Source organism: Clostridioides difficile ATCC 9689 = DSM 1296 (genome assembly GCF_001077535.1).
Taxonomy (GTDB): domain Bacteria; phylum Bacillota; class Clostridia; order Peptostreptococcales; family Peptostreptococcaceae; genus Clostridioides; species Clostridioides difficile.
Genome location: NZ_CP011968.1, coordinates 397,471 through 415,873, shown reverse-complemented (window position 1 = coordinate 415,873; position 18,403 = coordinate 397,471). Strand labels below are relative to the sequence as shown.

The window sequence follows — 18,403 nt, the reverse complement described above, 5'->3', positions numbered from 1 at the left end:
TGTTAAACATTTATTATTAAGCTTAATTCTACAATATTTTAATATTTTTGTCTAATTATGTAACTATTGATTTTCTTTCCTATTCGTTTTATAATATAAATTACGTTACCCTCATCTTTTATAGAGGAGGAATTTATATGAATTTTTTATCAGATTTACACACACACTCTATAGTCAGTGGTCATGGCTATAGCACTTTACTAGAAAATATTAATTATTGTAAAGAAAATGGAATTAAGATACTAGGTACATCTGAACATGGTCCTAAGATGCCTGGTTCTCCCCACAAATGGTACTTTCACAACATTCAAAATATCCCAAGAATCATAAATAACATTATAATTTTAAGAGGCTGTGAAGCAAATATACTAGATATTAAAGGAAACATAGACCTAGAGCCTTTTGTAATTCCTCGGTTAGATTATCTTATCTTGTCATTTCACGAAGCTGTGTTTTCTCCAAATACATTAGAGAATAATACTAAAGCTTTAATAAATGCAATAAATAAGCATGATAATATTGAAATATTAGGACACCTTGGAAACCCAAACTACCCAATCGACTATGAATTAATCATTAAATTAGCTATAGAAAAGAATATCTTAATAGAAATAAATAATTGTTCTATTAAAGGCGTGTCAAGAAATGGTAGCTCGGATAACTGTAAGTATATTGCTACACTTTGCAAAAAATATGGTGCTAAAATCATACTGACTTCAGATGCTCACATTTGTTTTGACATAGGTAACTATGAGTATTCTGAAAATATCTTAAAGGAAATTAATTTTCCAGATGAATTAATAATGAATTATCCTAAAAAACTTATTAATCATTTTCACCAAAAAGGTAAATTACTAGATGTTGATTATACAAATATCTAAGTAATAATACATGCTTACTTTAACTCCCATAAAAATTTTAATACTATTTATATTATATGAAATAAAGAAATTATAATAAAGAAGCTATTTAATAAAGCTTAATTACTTTTATGAACTTGATGGATTGATATGGTCTATGATAGCAATAGAAATTATAACATTTTTAATAAACTTAGTTTTATATACCTTATAGTATAAATCTAAAAAAGCATCATCTAAAAAGGAGCTGTCACATGAGCAAATTAAATTTGTTCTATGATAGCTCTTTTTTTACTTATTTTAATTAGGTATATTTTTAATTATTTTATATAAAGCTTATGTTCTAAGTAAAATTATGCATAACAAACAAAGGTATAAAAATACCATTTTTTCAGATAATATTTAATTATAAATAATAAATTTAGAATACTTCTTTTAAATGATGAGAGTCTAGAAATTTTTATGTGTATTCTTTAAATAAAAATTTCCAGACTCTAGCCCCTTTTTGAATATTTTAAAATTTAACTTAAACTAAGCAAATTCTATAATAGCTTATCTCTAAATATTTAAATTTAATTTATCATACAATATTACTTATTATAAAACTTAAAACATATAAAAATATATTTTAAAGCAATAATTTTATTTTACTTATTAAATATTTGGAGTTATTAAAATCTTTTCTATCTAAAAAATATTGATATTAAATATCTAATAAGAAAATTTAATAAGAAAAATATAGATTATATCAAAAAAATATTCTATTATAATCTTTAGAACAAACAGTAGTAAATGTTATCTTCATAAACAAATTTATTTTTCACAAGTACAATACTTATTTAAAAAAGGAGGTTTAATATGTTAAGTAAAAAAAATGTAAGTTTAATTATTTTAGTAATAATTTTAAGTTTATTAACTGCTATATTTATTTTCAATAATAAAAATACTAACAATAAATTGAAAGAAGTTACTAAGAATAATGAAGAAATAGTACCTAAAAACTTAGAAGGTTTAAGTATAGAACAATTAATAGAGATTAGAGATAAAGCCATTGATAAAAATTTAGAAGGTCTTAGGGAATTTGGAGAAGATTCAGTAAAAAAACGTAAAGATTCAATTTTAAACTTTGAATTTGGATTAGTAGCTTTTGTTAACAAGAATTATAGCAACTTAACAGAAAAAGAGAAATTAATAAGACAAATTAATATTGTTAACTATGAAAACTCTATAAATGATATAATGGATCCTTCAGGTTCATTCTTTGAATTAGCAAATCAGAATTACCAAGTGAATGAGTTTCTATTAAAAAACGGAAAAGATTATAAAGAATGGTCATATGAAGGTCTAGATTTTCTAATTGATCATCTAGAAGAACTGTGCAAATTTGTTGATTTTGATGTAAAAGATGTAATAGATATTATTGATCCTACAATAAAAACAGACCTTTCAGAGGAACAAAAGAAATCTTTGAATGATAAATTAAAGAAAATATCTTCAAGTGATACTTTAAGTGAAGAAGTTAAAAAGGAGATAAAAAACTGGGAAAACAATTTAAATAATTTAAATATGAATAAAAATAATTCTAATTAATTTTCTCATAAGAAAAATGCTTATATCGTGATAATGTGAAATGTACATAATTATAAACAAAAAAGGGGCTGTGACACTAAAAAATAGTGCTACGCCCTTTTTTATTTGTAATAATCATCAATACAAATTATTTTATTATATGTAATTATTTATGTCTTAACCAATTTTATCGAAAATAACAGTCTTCTCTTTTAAAGAGATTTTTCCTACTTGATATCCATATTCATTTAATTCCTTTTTATATTTCAAAAACGAATGGTCTATCTCTATCCCAGCAATATCTTTTATTTCTTCAAAAGTTAATTTAAACGATTGACTATTGTTTTTCTTAACATATTCCCATAAAGAACTATATTTACTCATCTTATATCACTCCTTTTAAAATCATATCTTATCTATTAATTTATATTCTATCATTATTAATGTATAAAGTCATGCTACTTATTATTTATATATAAAAATATCCAAATAATAAGTAGCAATTTTTTATAGTCATAATATTTTTTTCAGATTAAATAAAAATCAATTATAGTTAAAATATTTTTTAAAAGAAATCTATCCCATTATAAAGTAAATTTTAATTATCTTATTTCTAGTATGTAATTATTCAAAATAGTATATCATTATTGAAATACACATCTAATAACTAAAAATTTTTACATATTCATTATTTAAAAATCTTTTTATTGCATTTAAATTAAATCTATCAACATTTCAGTAATAACGTTTTCTTAATTTTCACTATGGATGTCGATTCAATTATAATTAAAGCTCTACATCAATCTTTTTACCACTCATTGAACAACAACTAACTTTTGCCTTATCAATAGAGAATATTTCAAACTTACCATCTCCTACAGAGTACATCTGACCTAAACTTGGCATTATTTCAAGTGCCTTAGCTTGTGTTTCTTTTGATGTAACAAATACTGCTTCACCTAAAATACGTAGAGTATTAAGGTTTTGGTCTATACAACAAAGTTCAACCTTTGGATTAAAAATAAGTTGCTTAAACATATCCTTTTGATTAGATGTGCAAAATGTAAGTTTACCATTGTATTCCATAACAAATCCTAAAGGACGCACATGTGCTTGATTGTTCTCATCAACTGTTGCTAAATAATAAACTCGTGCCTTGTTCAAAAATTCTAATGCTTTCATAATTCTTACACCCCTTTTAAATACTTGTATTAAGGATTATCCTTTGATATAATTTTAATATAAAATACAGAAAAAACAAGTATGCAGTTTTTTCTGATAAAGTATAAAAAAGATACTACTATAACTAAGGAGTAATTAAAATGAGTATAAATACTGAAAAAAATATAACTAAAAACGTTGAAGAATTAACCTGTCCAATCCGTTATGCATTAGACATTGTCGGTGGTAAGTGGAAATTACCTATTATATGTATGTTAGCAGTTGAAAATCCAATTAGATATAGTAGCATAAAAAGAAAATTGGATGGCATTACAAATACTATGCTAGCTCAATCATTAAAAGATTTAGAGTCTACTGGTATTGTTCATCGTAAACAATATAATGAAATTCCTCCAAAAGTTGAATATACATTAACAAGTAAAGGTAAAAGTATTGTGCCTATTTTACAACAATTTGCTAATTGGGGTGCTACTAATATGCAAGAAAAAAACACATGTGGACTTAGTTGCAAAGAATGTAGAAAGATAAAGTAAATTTAAATTTACTAAATTATTCATATTATAGACTATATATTAATTTATCTGATTGAATATAAAAACAGGATGACTTATATATTCATCCTGTTCTATATGTTAAGCTCTAAATTTAATTAGTTCAAGCATATCGTTTAATACCAATAAACTATCTACTTGAATCATTAGCCATTTACTTCCATTAAAAAAGTTTACCTCATTATATATTTTTTTGATATAATCACAACAAGTATTAATAAATAAATCAACCTCTACTCTATTGCTTTCACTTACAATAACCAAAGCTTTAAAATAACCTTCTTGTGGATATAAAGTACATAGTGATTTACCTCTTTTTTTATATTTTACATTCCAACCTCTTTGCATTGAACATTTACTGTATTCAAGCTTAGGTTCTACATTATAAGTAGAAACCAAAGTTTTATTTAACTTGTCCCATAATGGATTATTAATAAATTCATTAATTTGCTCAAATGTAGGTTTAGTATCTTGAAAAAACGCATCTTGCCAATTCATATTCATCATCCTTTCTATTGTTCAATAGGAACCGGAACAATCCAATGTTCCAGATATGCTGCTTCAGGTGTAGTGGGGTAATACATCTCAATTGCAAAATCAGTAGTTGTTAAATTATGTTTCTTCATCCATCTTTCCATAAATTTATCTGCTTTAAAAACAGCTGAATTAACTAACTCATTAAAGTTTTCTGCCTCAAATCCACATACTAAATATTCTTTAGCTGGCAACTCAAAAGTACTATATCCTTCTACTGATGTACCTGACTCTACCTCTACACCTGCCATATACATACAATTTCCTTCTTTTGCATTTCCCATATAAAGAGCAGCAAATTCATTTCCACCTGGAATTTGATTTGGTATATTATGTCTTTGACTTCCAAGTTTCATCCATAATTCCTCTACTATTGCAATTCCAGTTGTTTCACCGCCCACCAACTGGCAAATAGGTACTTCTATTTCTATTCCAACAAATGTCCTTGGATTACTCAATGTCTTACGATTGACTTCAATCACTATATCATCTGCAATCAGTGGAACACCTTCATCAACCATAGCATAATTTAAAATTAATTCTGGCTTAATAAAGTGATTGAGTTTTACTGGATTTGCTCTATATTTTTCTGGAGTTAATCCATATGCTTTTTTAAAGGAACGTGTAAATGTCTCATGACTAGCAAATCCAAAATTTAAAGCTACATCAAGTATACGATTCTTATGTTCTGCTAAGTATTCAGAAGCTCTTGCAAGACGACGAAGCTTTATATACTCCATTACAGTCTTATTTACCAATCTTTTAAATAGTCTTTGATAGTAAAATGGTGATAAATTTGCTTTATTTGCTAATTCATTAATTGATATTTCTTCTGATAAATTTGCTTCTATTAAATCCAATGTAATTTGAATAGACTCCCATGCATGCATACTATAACTCCTCCTGATATTTTTGTTACTCTTATCCTTTATAGTATCAAAACTAGAAAAAATGTTCTTGATAGATAGTGCCCTTTTTAATTTTCTTATATGATAGTGCTAAATCTCATTGCTTTATTATAAACATAAAATATATAAAAATAAAATATAGCAAATCTTTAGGTAAGATTTGCTATATTATATATTTTATTAAACTATTTTTAAATACTCCATTTATTTCCTTAAGAAAGAACTCTTTCATATCATCTAATTGTTCTTTATCATACACGTACTTACCATATCCAAATTGACCGTATTTAAACTTTCTATCTTCATTTTCCATTGGCAATAGTGTATCTGGATAAATCTCTAGTATTCTATTTTTTGCTTTAGTTGTATATCTATGAGATATAACTTCAAATATAATTTTTTTATCAAAATCCTTTGGTAAAGCTTCTTTTATACTTATAATCAGATTTTTATACTCTTCTTTCCAACCTTCATATAAAAACACAGGTGCTATTATGAAACCAATCTGATAACCAGCCCTAGCAAGTTTTACAGCTGACTCTATTCTTTTATTTGCAGAGGCTGTATAATGCTCATGTTCATTTATAATTCTAGGAGTATTGATACTAAATCGTATTTCTGTATGATTATTATGTTCAGCATCCAATAAGCTATCCACATCACTGTATTTAGTAACAAATCTAAATCTTCCTTTTTCCTCTCTTCCAAAAAACTCTATTGTTTTCTTCAAAGAATTAGTATATGGCTCTACTGGAACTGGGTCTGATGTAGCTGCCCCTTCAAATATGGTTACCTGTGGCTTTCTATCTTCAATATATTTTTTTGTCTGTTCAAGTATTTCATCTACATTTACAAATACCCTTATAAATGGTTTATCACCTAATTGTGTGTTCAAATAACAATACTCACATCTTCCCATACATCCACTGACAAGTGGTAGTTGATAATTAGCAGAAGGTTTACATGTTTGAAACTTCAGACTTTTTCTAATCCCAACTACCATAGTCTGCTTCCCACTTCTATATTGTTCATATAGATTTTCACCTGGAATATGTTCTTTAATCCTATTTGATGATATATTAATTATCTCTACATCTTTATTATCTCTAAATTTATTGTATATTTTTTTACCCACATCAGTGTCTAAAGTTCCTTTTTCGAATATTATTCTTTTGGGATTAAACATTTATTTCACCTCTACTTAAAGTTTTTAAATCGAAGAATTTTATAAAATATTACTTAATTAATCTTCCCTTTTTTAAACTCCTTTATTTATTAGAAAGTAAAATAAAAGCTTAAGACAAATTTATTATATATATAACTTCTATACACAATTTTTTTACTATTAATTACTTATAAATTATATATGTCTTTTTGACTATCTTTTTATATCTTCTTAAATGTCCGCAAAGCCTTATTTTATCGGCTCTACGGGCATTTTGCTTTTGTGGTAAACCTCACATATCTAGGTCTATCTTCTTATATTTTCGCTATCAAGCGTGGTTAAAATCGTGGTAAATACTTCTTATGCAATTAGACGCTGAACCTCTGATTTTGCGGTATCTATGGACGCATGAGCATACCAGTTCATTGTGATACTGATGTTTGAATGTCCCATGATATACTGTAAATCTTTCGGGTTCATGTTCTTGCTTGCCAATCTTGTGCAGAATGTATGGCGTAGCGTATGTGGTGTGATATGTGGCAAAGGGTTATCCTTATGGTGCTTGTTGTATTTCTTTACTATACGGACAAAAAGCATATTGTAATCAATCGCAACTTTGGGCTTGCCTTTATGATTGACAAATAGAAAGTTGCCTCGTCCGTCTATCACAAATGGTTCTGCCTTTGGGCGTTTCTTTATAACCCGTTGAAATGCCTGTATCGTTTCTCTACTTAATGGCACTTGCCTTGTTCCGCTTTTTGTCTTAGGCGTTTCAATATAATAGCCCTGTTCCTTGCTCTTTAATAACTGATGGTTGATAACCACAACTTCATGGATAAAATCAATGTCCATGATTGTTAGTCCGCACAGTTCCGAGATACGAAGTCCTGTCTTTAACAGTATCAGCACATCATCATAATACTTGTGATACACATTGTCCGTCTTGATGAATGAGAGTAGGGCTTGTTCCTGTTCCTCTGTCAATGCGACTTTCTCTTTGGTATCATTTTCTATGACTTCACTTAACTTGAAATCAAAAGGGTTTTTCCTTACACAATCGTCTTGTATGGCGATATAGAATGACGCTTTTAACGAGCGTTTATGGTTGTTAATGGTGTTATAGGAAAAGCCTTTGTCTTTCATGCGTAACGCCCATTCCTTAGCGTCAGAGGGTTTTATCGTATCAATGCTCCTAGCACCTAACTTGTCCTCTTTCAATAACCGCATGAGCTGTTCCCGTTGTTTCTGTGTGCTTTTCTTCACATTTGCCCTCTGTGCGTTCTGTTTGGCGTAGAGTTGGCAAAGCGTCATTTTCTTGCCTGTGCTGTCGATACCGTCCTCAATATCCCGTCTTATCTGCTGTTCCAGTTCACGAAGTGAGGGTTTTTCCCGTTTTCCCTTTGGTGTCGGGTCTGTGGGTGTCAATCTCCAAGCATACACATATTTTGTGTTTCCAAATGCGTCCACATATTTATATAAGTATTTTCCGTCTGTTCGTTGGCTCTCTCCAGTATGCAGGATACGTCCTTTACTATCCCGTCTTTTTTCTTTCATGGTGTCTGCTCCTTTCCTTGTTGGAAAGAGCCTTGATATGACTTGTGTTCATCATAACACATACAAGGCTCATTTGCATTAGATAGCGTCCAATTTGTCAATAACCTGTTCAAACTGTCGGCGTTTAATCTGTATGCGGTTGCCATTCATAATGAGCCAGCCAGCGTCCTTGTTTTCCTCTGCCAATCGTCTTAACTTGTTTTCTCCGATACGGAAATACTTTGACGCTTCTTCAATGGTAAGGGTGTATTTTTCCCATACAGGAATATCGTTGTTATTCATCAGATACCCCCTTTCCCATGTTTCGTGTCATACTGGATATAGGGGATAAGGTCGGTGCGGTCTATCCTCTGTAAGTGGGCGGTTAGTTTACTGGAAAGGGAATTGCTGTATCTTGCCTTATCAAGCATAGTTCCCACTTTTTCCAGTCCACCTAATGCGTCATGTTCTTCTAAGAAGTAAAAACTTTTGACAGCGGAAATCACACCACCCTCTGTGAGCCATTGCTGTGTTTCTTCAAGAGAATTATGTAGTTTCGGTACTTGCAGTTTCAAGACTTCCACAGCCCCTAAAAAGCGTTCCCAAAACCGACACGTTTTCCATCTGCTCTTATTACTTTCATTTCTGTTTGGCACGACAAAGCGTAAGTTGTTTGCCAATAGCCCGAAAGCCAGTTCCCCAAGTTCCAGCGGTCTGTCTTTGAATGTCATGGCAAAAGCATGAGCCTTATCATCACGCAGTTGCATTTCTGTCCGTTTCCAACTGCCGACTTCATCAAGTGTCTTATTATGTTTTGAACAGACTTCCTTATCTTTATCATAAAAGCGGTAGGACAATCCCGATTTACCAGCACCGATATAAACAGTCTTTGCGGTGTCGAAATCATCAAACTTGCTTTCGTCAAAGTGGTAGCCCTCACTATTCGAGATAAATTCCTCTTTTTCGCATTTCTTCTTTATCTGCTCTATGGTAAAGAATGGCTTTTCGTTCTTATCATCAATGGCAATATCAAGTCTTGTGAAATGGAAATTATCCAGTCCGTATCTTCGCTCACAGCGTCGGAACATATCCCCAAAGGTATAATTCCTACTGTCGAGAATACGGAAAATATCATCACAACCTCTGCCAGTCATAACAAGATAACAGCCTAGTCCCTGTGGGTTGTCCTCTGTCTTTCTTGCGTCCCCCGATACATAAATATCTCCAATCTGCCAGCGTGCTTGATAAGTCTTGAATTTTATCGTTGCTGGATAAACATTGAAAATGTCAGTCGGTAAATCTAAAATGTGCATGATTACATCTTCAGCGGTTGCAGTTTCAAATACAATGCTGATGTAATCAATCTTAACGGATAAATTTTTGTGTGTAGTTATAGTGCATTGCTCCTTTCGTATGCCCCGTTTTTTTGCGGGGTAAAAATCGTGTTTTTTCCTTTATTTATCACAGTTTCTAGGTACTATGACATGTATACGCAGGGCGGTGTTACATATACGCCCTTTACGAACGCCTAAAGGCGTTCCCTTTCTTCCTGTGTCTGATCCGTTCTTAACGCTCACGAGCCTTGTAAGGCTCGTGGCTAAACGGAACAGCCCCAGTCAGAAACCTTATTTTCGGTCTGATAGTCCATGCTTATTCATGCTATCAAAGTGAAAATATATCTTTTCTATGCTTACTCAAGCGTGTGATTGACCCTAGTGTGCTTAATCACTCTAACTGATATGATAATAACGCCATTAGAATTACTTGTCAAGAAGTTTTTGTTGACTTTTAGATATATATTAAGTATGATATGCTTATAAATACCAAGAAAAGCAACGAAAGGAGCGGTTATACTAAGTTATGGAGCATTATGAAAAGAAAGTTAGTTTCTTAGGAGAGAACATACAAACCATAAGAAAACACAGAGGAATGAAACAACAAGAACTTGCGGATAAAATCGGTATCAATATGCAGAGCCTTTCCAAGATTGAACGTGGCGTGAATTATCCTACCTTTGATACGTTAGAGAAGATAATGGACGTGCTGGGAGTAACGCCCAATGAATTATTATCGGGAGAATGGAAGTATGTTAATCAAGCCGAAAAGGAAGTCTGCCAGTTTTTAAGAATTGAAGAACGATTAAATGCAGAACTAAAACATGGACATTATGACAACTTCTTTGACAGCGAGGAAGAATGGCTGGAATATGAGTTGGAAAAGTTACGGGAATATATTACCGACTACATCAACGGGAAAAGTATTGTAGCGTCCGACCTTTATCCAATCAAAGAATTTATCCAGCATTTGAAATTTCAAAAACTGTTAGAACGCTATGATGATTTATACAGCATGGATATGTTCGGGGAAAGCATAGAGGGACATAAATATAGGACACCTTATCAAGTCGTAAAAATGATAAACCCAAATGCAAAAGAAGATATGGAATTATTACGGGAAGTATTGAAAAATAACCATTTTGATGATGAGGACGAATAACTTTTTTCCTCTTTGTAGAAGATACAGCAAACAAAAAGCCCAGTAAAGAGTGCAAAGCACCACCAATGGTGGCAAGGCTCTTGACAGGGCTTTTTCTTTTCTGTGGAGGGTAATCAAGAGGAAGAAAAGATAAAATTTGATTTGTGGTAAATCGGATAATATCAATGAAATTGTCACGGTACAAGTTTGGGCTATATAAGGAATAGTAACTGGAAGATTGTAGGGTAATCAAAAAGGCGTGTATTTTAAATCAGAGATACACGTCTTTGAAATGAATGAAATTCAATGAATTTCATTCATTGACAATCGTTCATTCACGAGATATAATTTTAGTGAAAGGAGTTGATTACATGAATATTACGAAACAAAAATCACAAAAGACTTTTGATAAGCAAGCTGCCGATTATGATACAAATATTCAGGGGGAACATGCTCGAAAACTCTATAAGCCGATTATAGAAAATTTAAAAAATAAGAATATACATTCTATATTAGATTTAGGTTGTGGAACGGGTGCGTTACTTAAAGAAATAAAAGAATTAAATATAGCAGAACAACTATTTGGAATAGATATATCTCCCAATATGCTTGAAATTGCAAAAAATAAACTAGGAAATGATGCAACACTTATCTTAGGCGACTCTGAGAGATTACCTTTTGAAGATAGTTCTTTTGACGCCATTGTATGTAATGACTCATTTCATCATTATCCACAACCAGATATTGTAGAGAAAGAAGTGTCTAGGTGTTTAAAGCAAAATGGAGTATTCATTATCGGTGATTGTTGGCAACCAATCGGAGCAAGACAGATAATGAATTACTATATGAAACACAGCAATAGTGGAGATGTAAAGATTTATTCAAAAAAGGAAATGTTGTTATTATTATCAAAAGACTTCCACGAAATTGAATGGAAATCTTTTGGCACAAGATCTTGTTTAATTATAGCATACAATAATTAAACCGCAAGAAAGGAAAGAAAACAATGCGTATTTCAAAAGAACCAGAGGAACGTAAACAAGAAATTTTAGAAACAGCCATTAAATTATTTAGTGTAAATGGGTTTGAAAAAACTTCAATATCAGACATAGCAAAAGAAATTGGAATAGCACAAGGATTATGTTATAGATATTTCCCATCAAAAGATGTACTTTTTCAGTCTGCTATCAATGAATATTCAAATATTTTAGTCGCCAATATGACAAAAAATATAAATATAAAAAAGGATAGTTTAAAAGATATTTTGCGGAAGATGATACTTTTTGCAGAACAAGAAGATGATACATATTATCCAGTTTTTCATAATAACCAAAATAAAAATTTCCATAATTTATTAACATTGAATGTATGTGAAAAACTTTTTCCTATTGTATCTGAAATTATTGAAAGAGCAAATTACACAAATGAAATACAAGTCAATGATGTTGAAATGTATGCCAGTTTTTGCATATATGGACAACTAGGAATTATTTTAAATACCGATATATCAATTAAAGAAAAGAGTTCACGGATAAAGGCATTTTTTAGGGACTTGTTTAGGCTTTAAATCTTCCCCTGCCAAAAGGCAGGGAATATTTAAATAAATTAAATGAATAATTTTCATTCAATAGGAGGAATTAAAATGAACAAAAATATTGATTTTGTAAACGGAAACACAAAAAAATGTTTACTTGAAATGACTGTTCCTATGATAATAGCTATGTTTTTAAATATGGCATATAATCTCGTAGACAGTCTTTGGATTGGAAATTTGTTAGGTGAGCAGGCATACGCAGCGTTAACAAACTCGACACCTATTATTTTAATCTTAACTTCAATTGGTATGGGAGCAACAAACGGGTTAGCCATTCTATTATCACAGGTAATTGGTGCGAAAAATGAGCAAAAGAAAAAGAATATTATAGTTACTTCTTTTTTTGTATCTATAATTCTTTCAGTGTTTATGACAATTGTGTTGGAGATTTTTTTAGAGCCTATTTTGATAGTTTTAAATACACCGACTGAAATTTTTGATATGGCAAAAAATTACTTATCTATATATGCTTTGGGATATGTAGCAGTTTATTTGTATTTATACTTTACAGCCATTTTAAGAAGTTTTGGCAATACTATGTTTCAAGCAGTTGCAATGCTTGTGTCTACTTTATTGAATGCTATTTTAGATCCTATTTTCATTAACATAATTGGATTTCACGGAGCGGCAATCGCAACCTTAATATCACAGATTATTTGTTTGGCGTTTATGTGCATTTATATTTATCATAAAAAATTATTTAACCTTTCACTATCTGATTTTGATACAAAAGAGATTATGCCGTTTGTAAAAAATGCTGTGCCGTCTGTCATTCAACAAAGTATTCCTGCTATTAGTACAACATTTTTAACTGCTATTGTTAGTACTTATAGTATTTCTGCTATTGCTGGCTACGGAGTTGCTGGAAAATTAGAAATGATATTATTTTATCCTGCTATGGCTCTTAATATGGTGTTGACTTCAATCGTAGGGCAATGTATTGGAGCACAACGTATCGACAGAGCAAAGAATTATCTGAAATTGGCGTTAAAATATGGTATTGTTGTTTCAAGTGTATTATCAGCAGTTGTTATTTTCTTCTCTAAACAGTTGGCAAAATTGTTTGTTTCCAACGTAGCTGTAACAAATGTTGTCAGCCATTATTTTTTAATTGTTAGTATCGGTTATGTTCTTTACACTATTACTAGTTGCTACTTAGGTACTTTAAATGGTATAGGAAAACCAACAAAAAGTATGATACTAATGATATTCTACTATATTATTATTCGTATTCCTTTTGCCTATCTATTATCTTGGCTGGCAGAAAATTTAAATGGTGTTTGGATAGCGATTTTAATCAGTCACATAGTCGCCTGCATTATAACTATTTTAACAAGTAATCAAATTATTAAGCGGTTATATGGAAAACTTTATGATAGGACTAAAAAAGCAAGATATAAAAGCATTGAAAGTAACTGCTGTGGAAAGTTTTAGGAATAATCTTATACGATTATGCACTACCTAACAGCATTTTATCAACAACTAAATATTTTACAATATTAAAAGTTCGTACAGACGGTATATTTTGTACGGACTTTTTTCTTGTTCTTCTTTTTGTATTTTCCAAAGATATAGACGGTATCTCCGTTTATATATTTCAGCGTATGCGGAAAGGAGGTGAGATTATGAACCCATCTTCTTTCGAGCATATCGTTAGAATACAGTTTAATGCTTTGATGATGACTGTTATTAAATGCACAGTAAAAAACAGAAACAGACAGTTTGCAAGACGTTCTAAGCGTGAAGTTTTATTCTGTGAATTATCAGATACGAAAAATGTTGAATGTGTAACTAAGGATAACTATTCTTGTGATTACATTTCGTTTGAAGTCTTGAATTTTACAATTCAAATATCAAATGAGAAACTTGCTGTTGCTTTATATAAGTTATCGAATAAAGAGCGTGATGTAATTCTATTACGCTATTTTCAAAGTATGAGCGACCAAGAAATAGCCGAATTATATCATGTATCACGTTCTGCTATTTATCGCAGAAGAAGTAACGGATTGAAGAAACTAAAAACAGTATTGAAAGAAAGGAATTGAACCAATGAAAAAAGAATATGGCTACCCTACATTAAAAGTAATATGTCAAGCGTCTGCTGGAAATGAAACTGCCATAAGAGAGATTTTGAAGTTTTATGACGCTTATATATGTAAATTATGCTTGCGTCCGTTTTACCACTCTGAAAGTGGTAAAATCATTATGCAGGTTGATGAAGAATTAAAAGGTCAAATCCATACAGAAATGATGAAAGCAATCTTGAAATTTGAAATCAGAGTAAAATAATCATACTACATGAATGAAAAACGGGAGATACACAGATATTTGTGCTATCTCCCATGTTGTTTTTGTGTCATATCAAGGCTCATTCAATCGTGGTAAATTCGTGGTAAAATGAATAGTTTTCTATACTTCAAAATGTTTGAAAGTATAGTGTTTATGCGGATAATCAAAAATCAGATATAAAATTTAATCTTTAATTTTTTATTATTAATTTATAATTTTTATATAAAACTAAATATGTAAAGTCAAATTATAAGGACTTATGGTACATTTCCTTTATTTGTTCCTTATTAAAATACTTTGGATGTCTCTTAATATTTGCAACTGATATTTTCATACAATTATCAGTTAACCAATCTATATCTGATTTTTCAATACCTAAATCACTTAGCTTTATATCTAAATCTATTTTTTTAAGGAAATTTCTAATTGCATCTGAACAATCTTCTGCACAAGTTCCTCCTAATACCTTTGAAATATTACCAAATCTTTCAATATCACTATCCCATGAACTTTCTATAATAGTAGGAGTCAAAGCTGCAAGTCCTTTTCCATGCATTACATCTCTAAGACCACTTACAGGATGCTCCATTCCATGTGGCAAGGCTGTACCCGCTGTACCAATCGTCATTCCTCCAATAGTACTTGCAAGTGTTATCTTTTCCCATGCTTCTAAATCATTAACATCATTATATACCTTTATTAGGTTTTCTGATATAAGTTCAATCCCATAAATAGCTTGTACATCTGCAAGAGGGTTTCTTCCATTAGAAAGATATGCTTCCATATTATGGGCAAGTGCATCAAATCCAACTGATGCAATTATATGTTTTGGCATTGTAACCATAAGTTCTGGGTCAATTATTGATGCTTTTGCATACATACTATTCTTCTTTATAGATTTTTTATCTTTAGTTTCTGAATTTGTAAGTACTGCAAAACAATTTCCTTCACTACCTGTACCTGATGTTGTTGGAACTAAGATTATAGGTAAAGCTTCTTCACCTTGTCTAATTCCAAATATATAATCATTTAAATCTCCTGAATTTTTATAAGAAAAAGCTATACTCTTGGCAGCATCCATAATACTTCCACCACCAAGCCCTAAAACACAATCACATCCAGTTGATTTTATAATTTCTACTCCTGAATATATAGTAGTTATAAGAGGATTTTGTTCTACTCTATCAAAAACTTCATATTCTATTTTAGAGTCTTTTAGTAAATCTATTGTTTTATCAAGTAATCCAGTTTTCTTTGTACTATTTTTACCTGTTACTATCAATACTTTTTTGCCATATTTAGATACTTCTTTTCCCACATCATTAATTCTGCCTCTCCCAAATAAGATATTTACTGGCAAATTATAATTAAAATTCATGCTAAAACCTCCTATTTCTACTTTAGTAATAATTTTATGTTTTTAACAAAGTGTAATTATGTATTTAAACATAAACTAAAAAACAATCTTTTACTTAATTATATGTATTATCTTATTATATATCAAGTTAACTATATTTAACTAAATAGAGTTTTTTATTAGAACCTACTTAAATATTTAAAAATTAACCAAAGATAAAAAAATAAAGAATGGTCTGTCTCAAAATAGAGATAAATATATTTTTCATTGTTGAAATGATTAAAATAAATTTAATTTCACATAAAAAAAGCGCCCCATGAACTGAAAAGTTCATTTTGAGACACTTCTTTATCATCACTGATATTGAATACTTTTTATAAATTTGCTTCAATGTATTCAAATTCAATCTTATAATTCTATGAAAAGACTCATAAGCTTATTACTTCTTTGTACAAATGAATCTAACTCATCTGGCTTTAATTCTTTATTAGAAAGTAAAGCTAAATCTGCTATCTGGTTACAAATAAGCGTAATCTTATCTTTCTTTTCCTCATCATCTTTAAGAGAAACCAATTTTTTGATTATTGGACTGTTCTCATTTATTACAAGAGTTTTTTCTTCCTCAAAATTCATTCCTAAATCCATTCCAGCAAATCTTGACTGCATTTCTGCCATTCTAATAGATTGTTCTGATACTAACACCATAGCTGGAGTGTCTTCATTTTTCAATCCTTCTACAGAATAATGCTTCACTCTTTCTCCAACAGCTTCTTTAAACAGACCTTCTATCTTAGCTATCTCTTCTTTGTTTTCTTCACTATCTTTATTTTCATTTTTATCTTTTAATACATCAGAAAGGTCTGCATCTATTCTATTAAACTTAACTCCATTCTCTTTATATTCCATAAATGAAATAAAATGAGTATCTATTGATGAGTTTAAAACAACAGCACTTAAGTCGTATTCTTTAAATAGTTTAATGTATTGAGATTGCTGTTCCTTATCACTTACATAAAATACCTTATTTTCATGTTTGTCCTTACATTTTTCTAAATAATCTTGTAATGTTATATACTCATCATCAATAGTTTTGAATAATATACATTCTTTTACCTTCTCATAGAAACTTTCATCTTTTAAGCAACCATATTTAATAAATATTTGTATATCATCCCAAAACTTATTGTATTCTTCTCTTTCATTTTTACAAAGAGATTTTAACTTATCAGCTACTTTTTTAATTATATGCTTAGAAATTTTGCTTACGTCTCTGTCATTTTGTAAGAAACTTCTTGATACATTTAATGGTAAGTCTGGGCAGTCTATAACACCTTTTAATAAAAGTAAAAATTCTGGTATAACTTCTTTTATATTGTCAGCTACAAACACTTGATTGTTGTATAATTTTACTTTTCCTTCAGTCAGTTCAAACTCATTTTTTAATTTAGGGAAGTAAAGTATACCCTTTAAATTGAAAGGATAATCTACATTTAAATGTATCCAAAATAAAGGTTCATCAAATACATTGAATACCTTTCTATAAAACTCTTTATACTCCTCATCAGTACAGTCTTTTGGAGATTTTAACCATAGAGGATTAGTGTCGTTTAAAGGCTCAATTACTTTTGCATCTACAATCTCTTCTTTTCCATCTTCCTTTTGTTTTTTAGCTTTTTCTTCTGCTTCTTTAGCTTCTCTTTCTAATCTTTCAACATCTTCTAAATATATTTCTACTGGTAAGAAAGAACAGTATTTATTTATTATTCCTCTTACAGTAAATTCATCTAAAAATTCTTTACTATCATCATCAATAAATAGTGTTATAGTAGTTCCTCTATCATTTCTAGTATCTGATTCAGATATTTCGTATTCTGTACCACCTTCAGATATCCATCTTACAGGAGTTGCACCTTCTGTATATGAAAGGGTATCTATTTGTACCTTTTTAGACACCATAAATGCAGAATAAAATCCTAATCCAAAATGACCTATTATGTCATTTGACTCTTCCATCTTATCCTTATATTTATTAAAGAAATCTTCAGCACCTGAAAAAGCAACTTGATTTATGTATTTTTTTATCTCTTCTTCAGTCATACCAATTCCATTGTCAATAAATTTAAGTGTACCTTCTCCTTTATTTACAGATACTGTAATTTTATAATCTGATGACTTATTTTCTGATATTTCTCCTAGTGATACAAGTCTTTTATGTTTACTTACTGCATCACATCCATTACTTATAAGCTCTCTTATAAATATATCTTTATCAGAGTATAACCATTTTTTAATTATAGGAAAAATATTTTCTGTATGAATTGAAATACTCCCTTTTTCAAATTCCATTTTTTATCCCTCCTCATTTTATAATTAATATTTTAAATTT

19 protein-coding genes are annotated in these 18,403 nt (G+C 30.0%); 9 read left to right on the top strand and 10 right to left on the bottom strand.

Annotated features, from left to right (window positions below):
- Positions 1–137 precede the first annotated feature (137 nt).
- Both CDIF1296T_RS02470 and CDIF1296T_RS02465 read left to right on the top strand, forming a co-directional pair.
- The gene (locus tag CDIF1296T_RS02470) at positions 138–881 is read left to right on the top strand and encodes a phosphatase (RefSeq protein WP_009895363.1); all 744 of its coding nucleotides are present in this window, start codon (positions 138–140) and stop codon (positions 879–881) included.
- 837 nt (positions 882–1,718) lie between these two features.
- On the top strand, positions 1,719–2,450 hold the full coding sequence (locus CDIF1296T_RS02465) for a hypothetical protein (protein WP_003435948.1): 732 nt from the start codon (positions 1,719–1,721) through the stop codon (positions 2,448–2,450).
- 156 nt (positions 2,451–2,606) lie between these two features.
- Here CDIF1296T_RS02465 and CDIF1296T_RS02460 read toward each other — a convergent pair whose 3' ends face one another.
- Together CDIF1296T_RS02460 and CDIF1296T_RS02455 are read right to left on the bottom strand one after the other, a co-directional pair.
- Entirely contained in the window at positions 2,607–2,813 is a 207-nt protein-coding gene (locus CDIF1296T_RS02460; protein WP_003435950.1) for a hypothetical protein, read from the bottom strand.
- A 402-nt stretch (positions 2,814–3,215) separates the two neighbouring features.
- Positions 3,216–3,611, bottom strand: coding sequence for a pyridoxamine 5'-phosphate oxidase family protein (locus tag CDIF1296T_RS02455; RefSeq protein WP_003435952.1), 396 nt, complete (start codon positions 3,609–3,611; stop codon positions 3,216–3,218).
- Positions 3,612–3,751: 140 nt separating this feature from the next.
- Between CDIF1296T_RS02455 and CDIF1296T_RS02450 the strand changes: the two genes are divergently transcribed.
- Positions 3,752–4,144 carry a winged helix-turn-helix transcriptional regulator gene (locus tag CDIF1296T_RS02450; RefSeq protein WP_003435954.1) on the top strand — a complete coding sequence of 131 codons (393 nt, stop codon included), beginning with the start codon at positions 3,752–3,754 and terminating at the stop codon, positions 4,142–4,144.
- A gap of 99 nt (positions 4,145–4,243) precedes the next feature.
- Here CDIF1296T_RS02450 and CDIF1296T_RS02445 read toward each other — a convergent pair whose 3' ends face one another.
- From CDIF1296T_RS02445 to CDIF1296T_RS02415, 6 genes are all read right to left on the bottom strand, one after another.
- Positions 4,244–4,660 carry a DUF3788 domain-containing protein gene (locus CDIF1296T_RS02445; RefSeq protein ID WP_009888119.1) on the bottom strand — a complete coding sequence of 139 codons (417 nt, stop codon included), beginning with the start codon at positions 4,658–4,660 and terminating at the stop codon, positions 4,244–4,246.
- A gap of 14 nt (positions 4,661–4,674) precedes the next feature.
- The gene (locus tag CDIF1296T_RS02440; protein WP_003435959.1) at positions 4,675–5,586 is read right to left on the bottom strand and encodes an AraC family transcriptional regulator; all 912 of its coding nucleotides are present in this window, start codon (positions 5,584–5,586) and stop codon (positions 4,675–4,677) included.
- A gap of 181 nt (positions 5,587–5,767) precedes the next feature.
- Complete coding sequence (splB, locus tag CDIF1296T_RS02435; protein ID WP_003435960.1) at positions 5,768–6,790, bottom strand: spore photoproduct lyase; 1,023 nt, start codon at positions 6,788–6,790, stop codon at positions 5,768–5,770.
- 339 nt (positions 6,791–7,129) lie between these two features.
- Positions 7,130–8,323 carry a site-specific integrase gene (locus tag CDIF1296T_RS02425; protein WP_018112706.1) on the bottom strand — a complete coding sequence of 398 codons (1,194 nt, stop codon included), beginning with the start codon at positions 8,321–8,323 and terminating at the stop codon, positions 7,130–7,132.
- A 78-nt stretch (positions 8,324–8,401) separates the two neighbouring features.
- Complete coding sequence (locus tag CDIF1296T_RS02420; protein ID WP_002607397.1) at positions 8,402–8,605, bottom strand: excisionase; 204 nt, start codon at positions 8,603–8,605, stop codon at positions 8,402–8,404.
- On the bottom strand, positions 8,605–9,666 hold the full coding sequence (locus CDIF1296T_RS02415) for a replication initiation factor domain-containing protein (protein WP_279385827.1): 1,062 nt from the start codon (positions 9,664–9,666) through the stop codon (positions 8,605–8,607). Before CDIF1296T_RS02415 ends, CDIF1296T_RS02420 begins: the two co-directional genes overlap by 1 nt.
- A 496-nt stretch (positions 9,667–10,162) precedes the next feature.
- On the opposite strand from CDIF1296T_RS02415, the gene CDIF1296T_RS02410 reads away from it, so the two are divergent.
- From CDIF1296T_RS02410 to CDIF1296T_RS02385, 6 genes are all read left to right on the top strand, one after another.
- Positions 10,163–10,798: a helix-turn-helix domain-containing protein gene (locus CDIF1296T_RS02410; RefSeq protein ID WP_018112704.1), complete on the top strand. Its 636-nt coding sequence runs from the start codon at positions 10,163–10,165 to the stop codon at positions 10,796–10,798.
- 275 nt (positions 10,799–11,073) lie between these two features.
- Positions 11,074–11,760 carry a class I SAM-dependent methyltransferase gene (locus CDIF1296T_RS02405; protein WP_225722702.1) on the top strand — a complete coding sequence of 229 codons (687 nt, stop codon included), beginning with the start codon at positions 11,074–11,076 and terminating at the stop codon, positions 11,758–11,760.
- A gap of 23 nt (positions 11,761–11,783) precedes the next feature.
- Positions 11,784–12,344: a TetR/AcrR family transcriptional regulator gene (locus CDIF1296T_RS02400; RefSeq protein WP_008728836.1), complete on the top strand. Its 561-nt coding sequence runs from the start codon at positions 11,784–11,786 to the stop codon at positions 12,342–12,344.
- Positions 12,345–12,419: 75 nt separating this feature from the next.
- Complete coding sequence (locus tag CDIF1296T_RS02395) at positions 12,420–13,805, top strand: MATE family efflux transporter (protein ID WP_018112703.1); 1,386 nt, start codon at positions 12,420–12,422, stop codon at positions 13,803–13,805.
- Between the two features lie 191 nt (positions 13,806–13,996).
- On the top strand, positions 13,997–14,416 hold the full coding sequence (locus tag CDIF1296T_RS02390; protein ID WP_008728841.1) for an RNA polymerase sigma factor: 420 nt from the start codon (positions 13,997–13,999) through the stop codon (positions 14,414–14,416).
- Between the two features lie 4 nt (positions 14,417–14,420).
- Complete coding sequence (locus tag CDIF1296T_RS02385; protein ID WP_005946862.1) at positions 14,421–14,660, top strand: helix-turn-helix domain-containing protein; 240 nt, start codon at positions 14,421–14,423, stop codon at positions 14,658–14,660.
- A gap of 247 nt (positions 14,661–14,907) precedes the next feature.
- On the opposite strand, the gene CDIF1296T_RS02380 is transcribed toward CDIF1296T_RS02385, so the two are convergent.
- Both CDIF1296T_RS02380 and htpG read right to left on the bottom strand, forming a co-directional pair.
- A complete protein-coding gene (locus CDIF1296T_RS02380; RefSeq protein ID WP_009895359.1) occupies positions 14,908–16,038 on the bottom strand; it encodes an iron-containing alcohol dehydrogenase in 1,131 nt (376 codons plus the stop codon).
- A 387-nt stretch (positions 16,039–16,425) separates the two neighbouring features.
- Entirely contained in the window at positions 16,426–18,363 is a 1,938-nt protein-coding gene (gene htpG / locus CDIF1296T_RS02375; RefSeq protein ID WP_009895357.1) for a molecular chaperone HtpG, read from the bottom strand.
- Between the last annotated feature and the right edge of the window lie 40 nt (positions 18,364–18,403).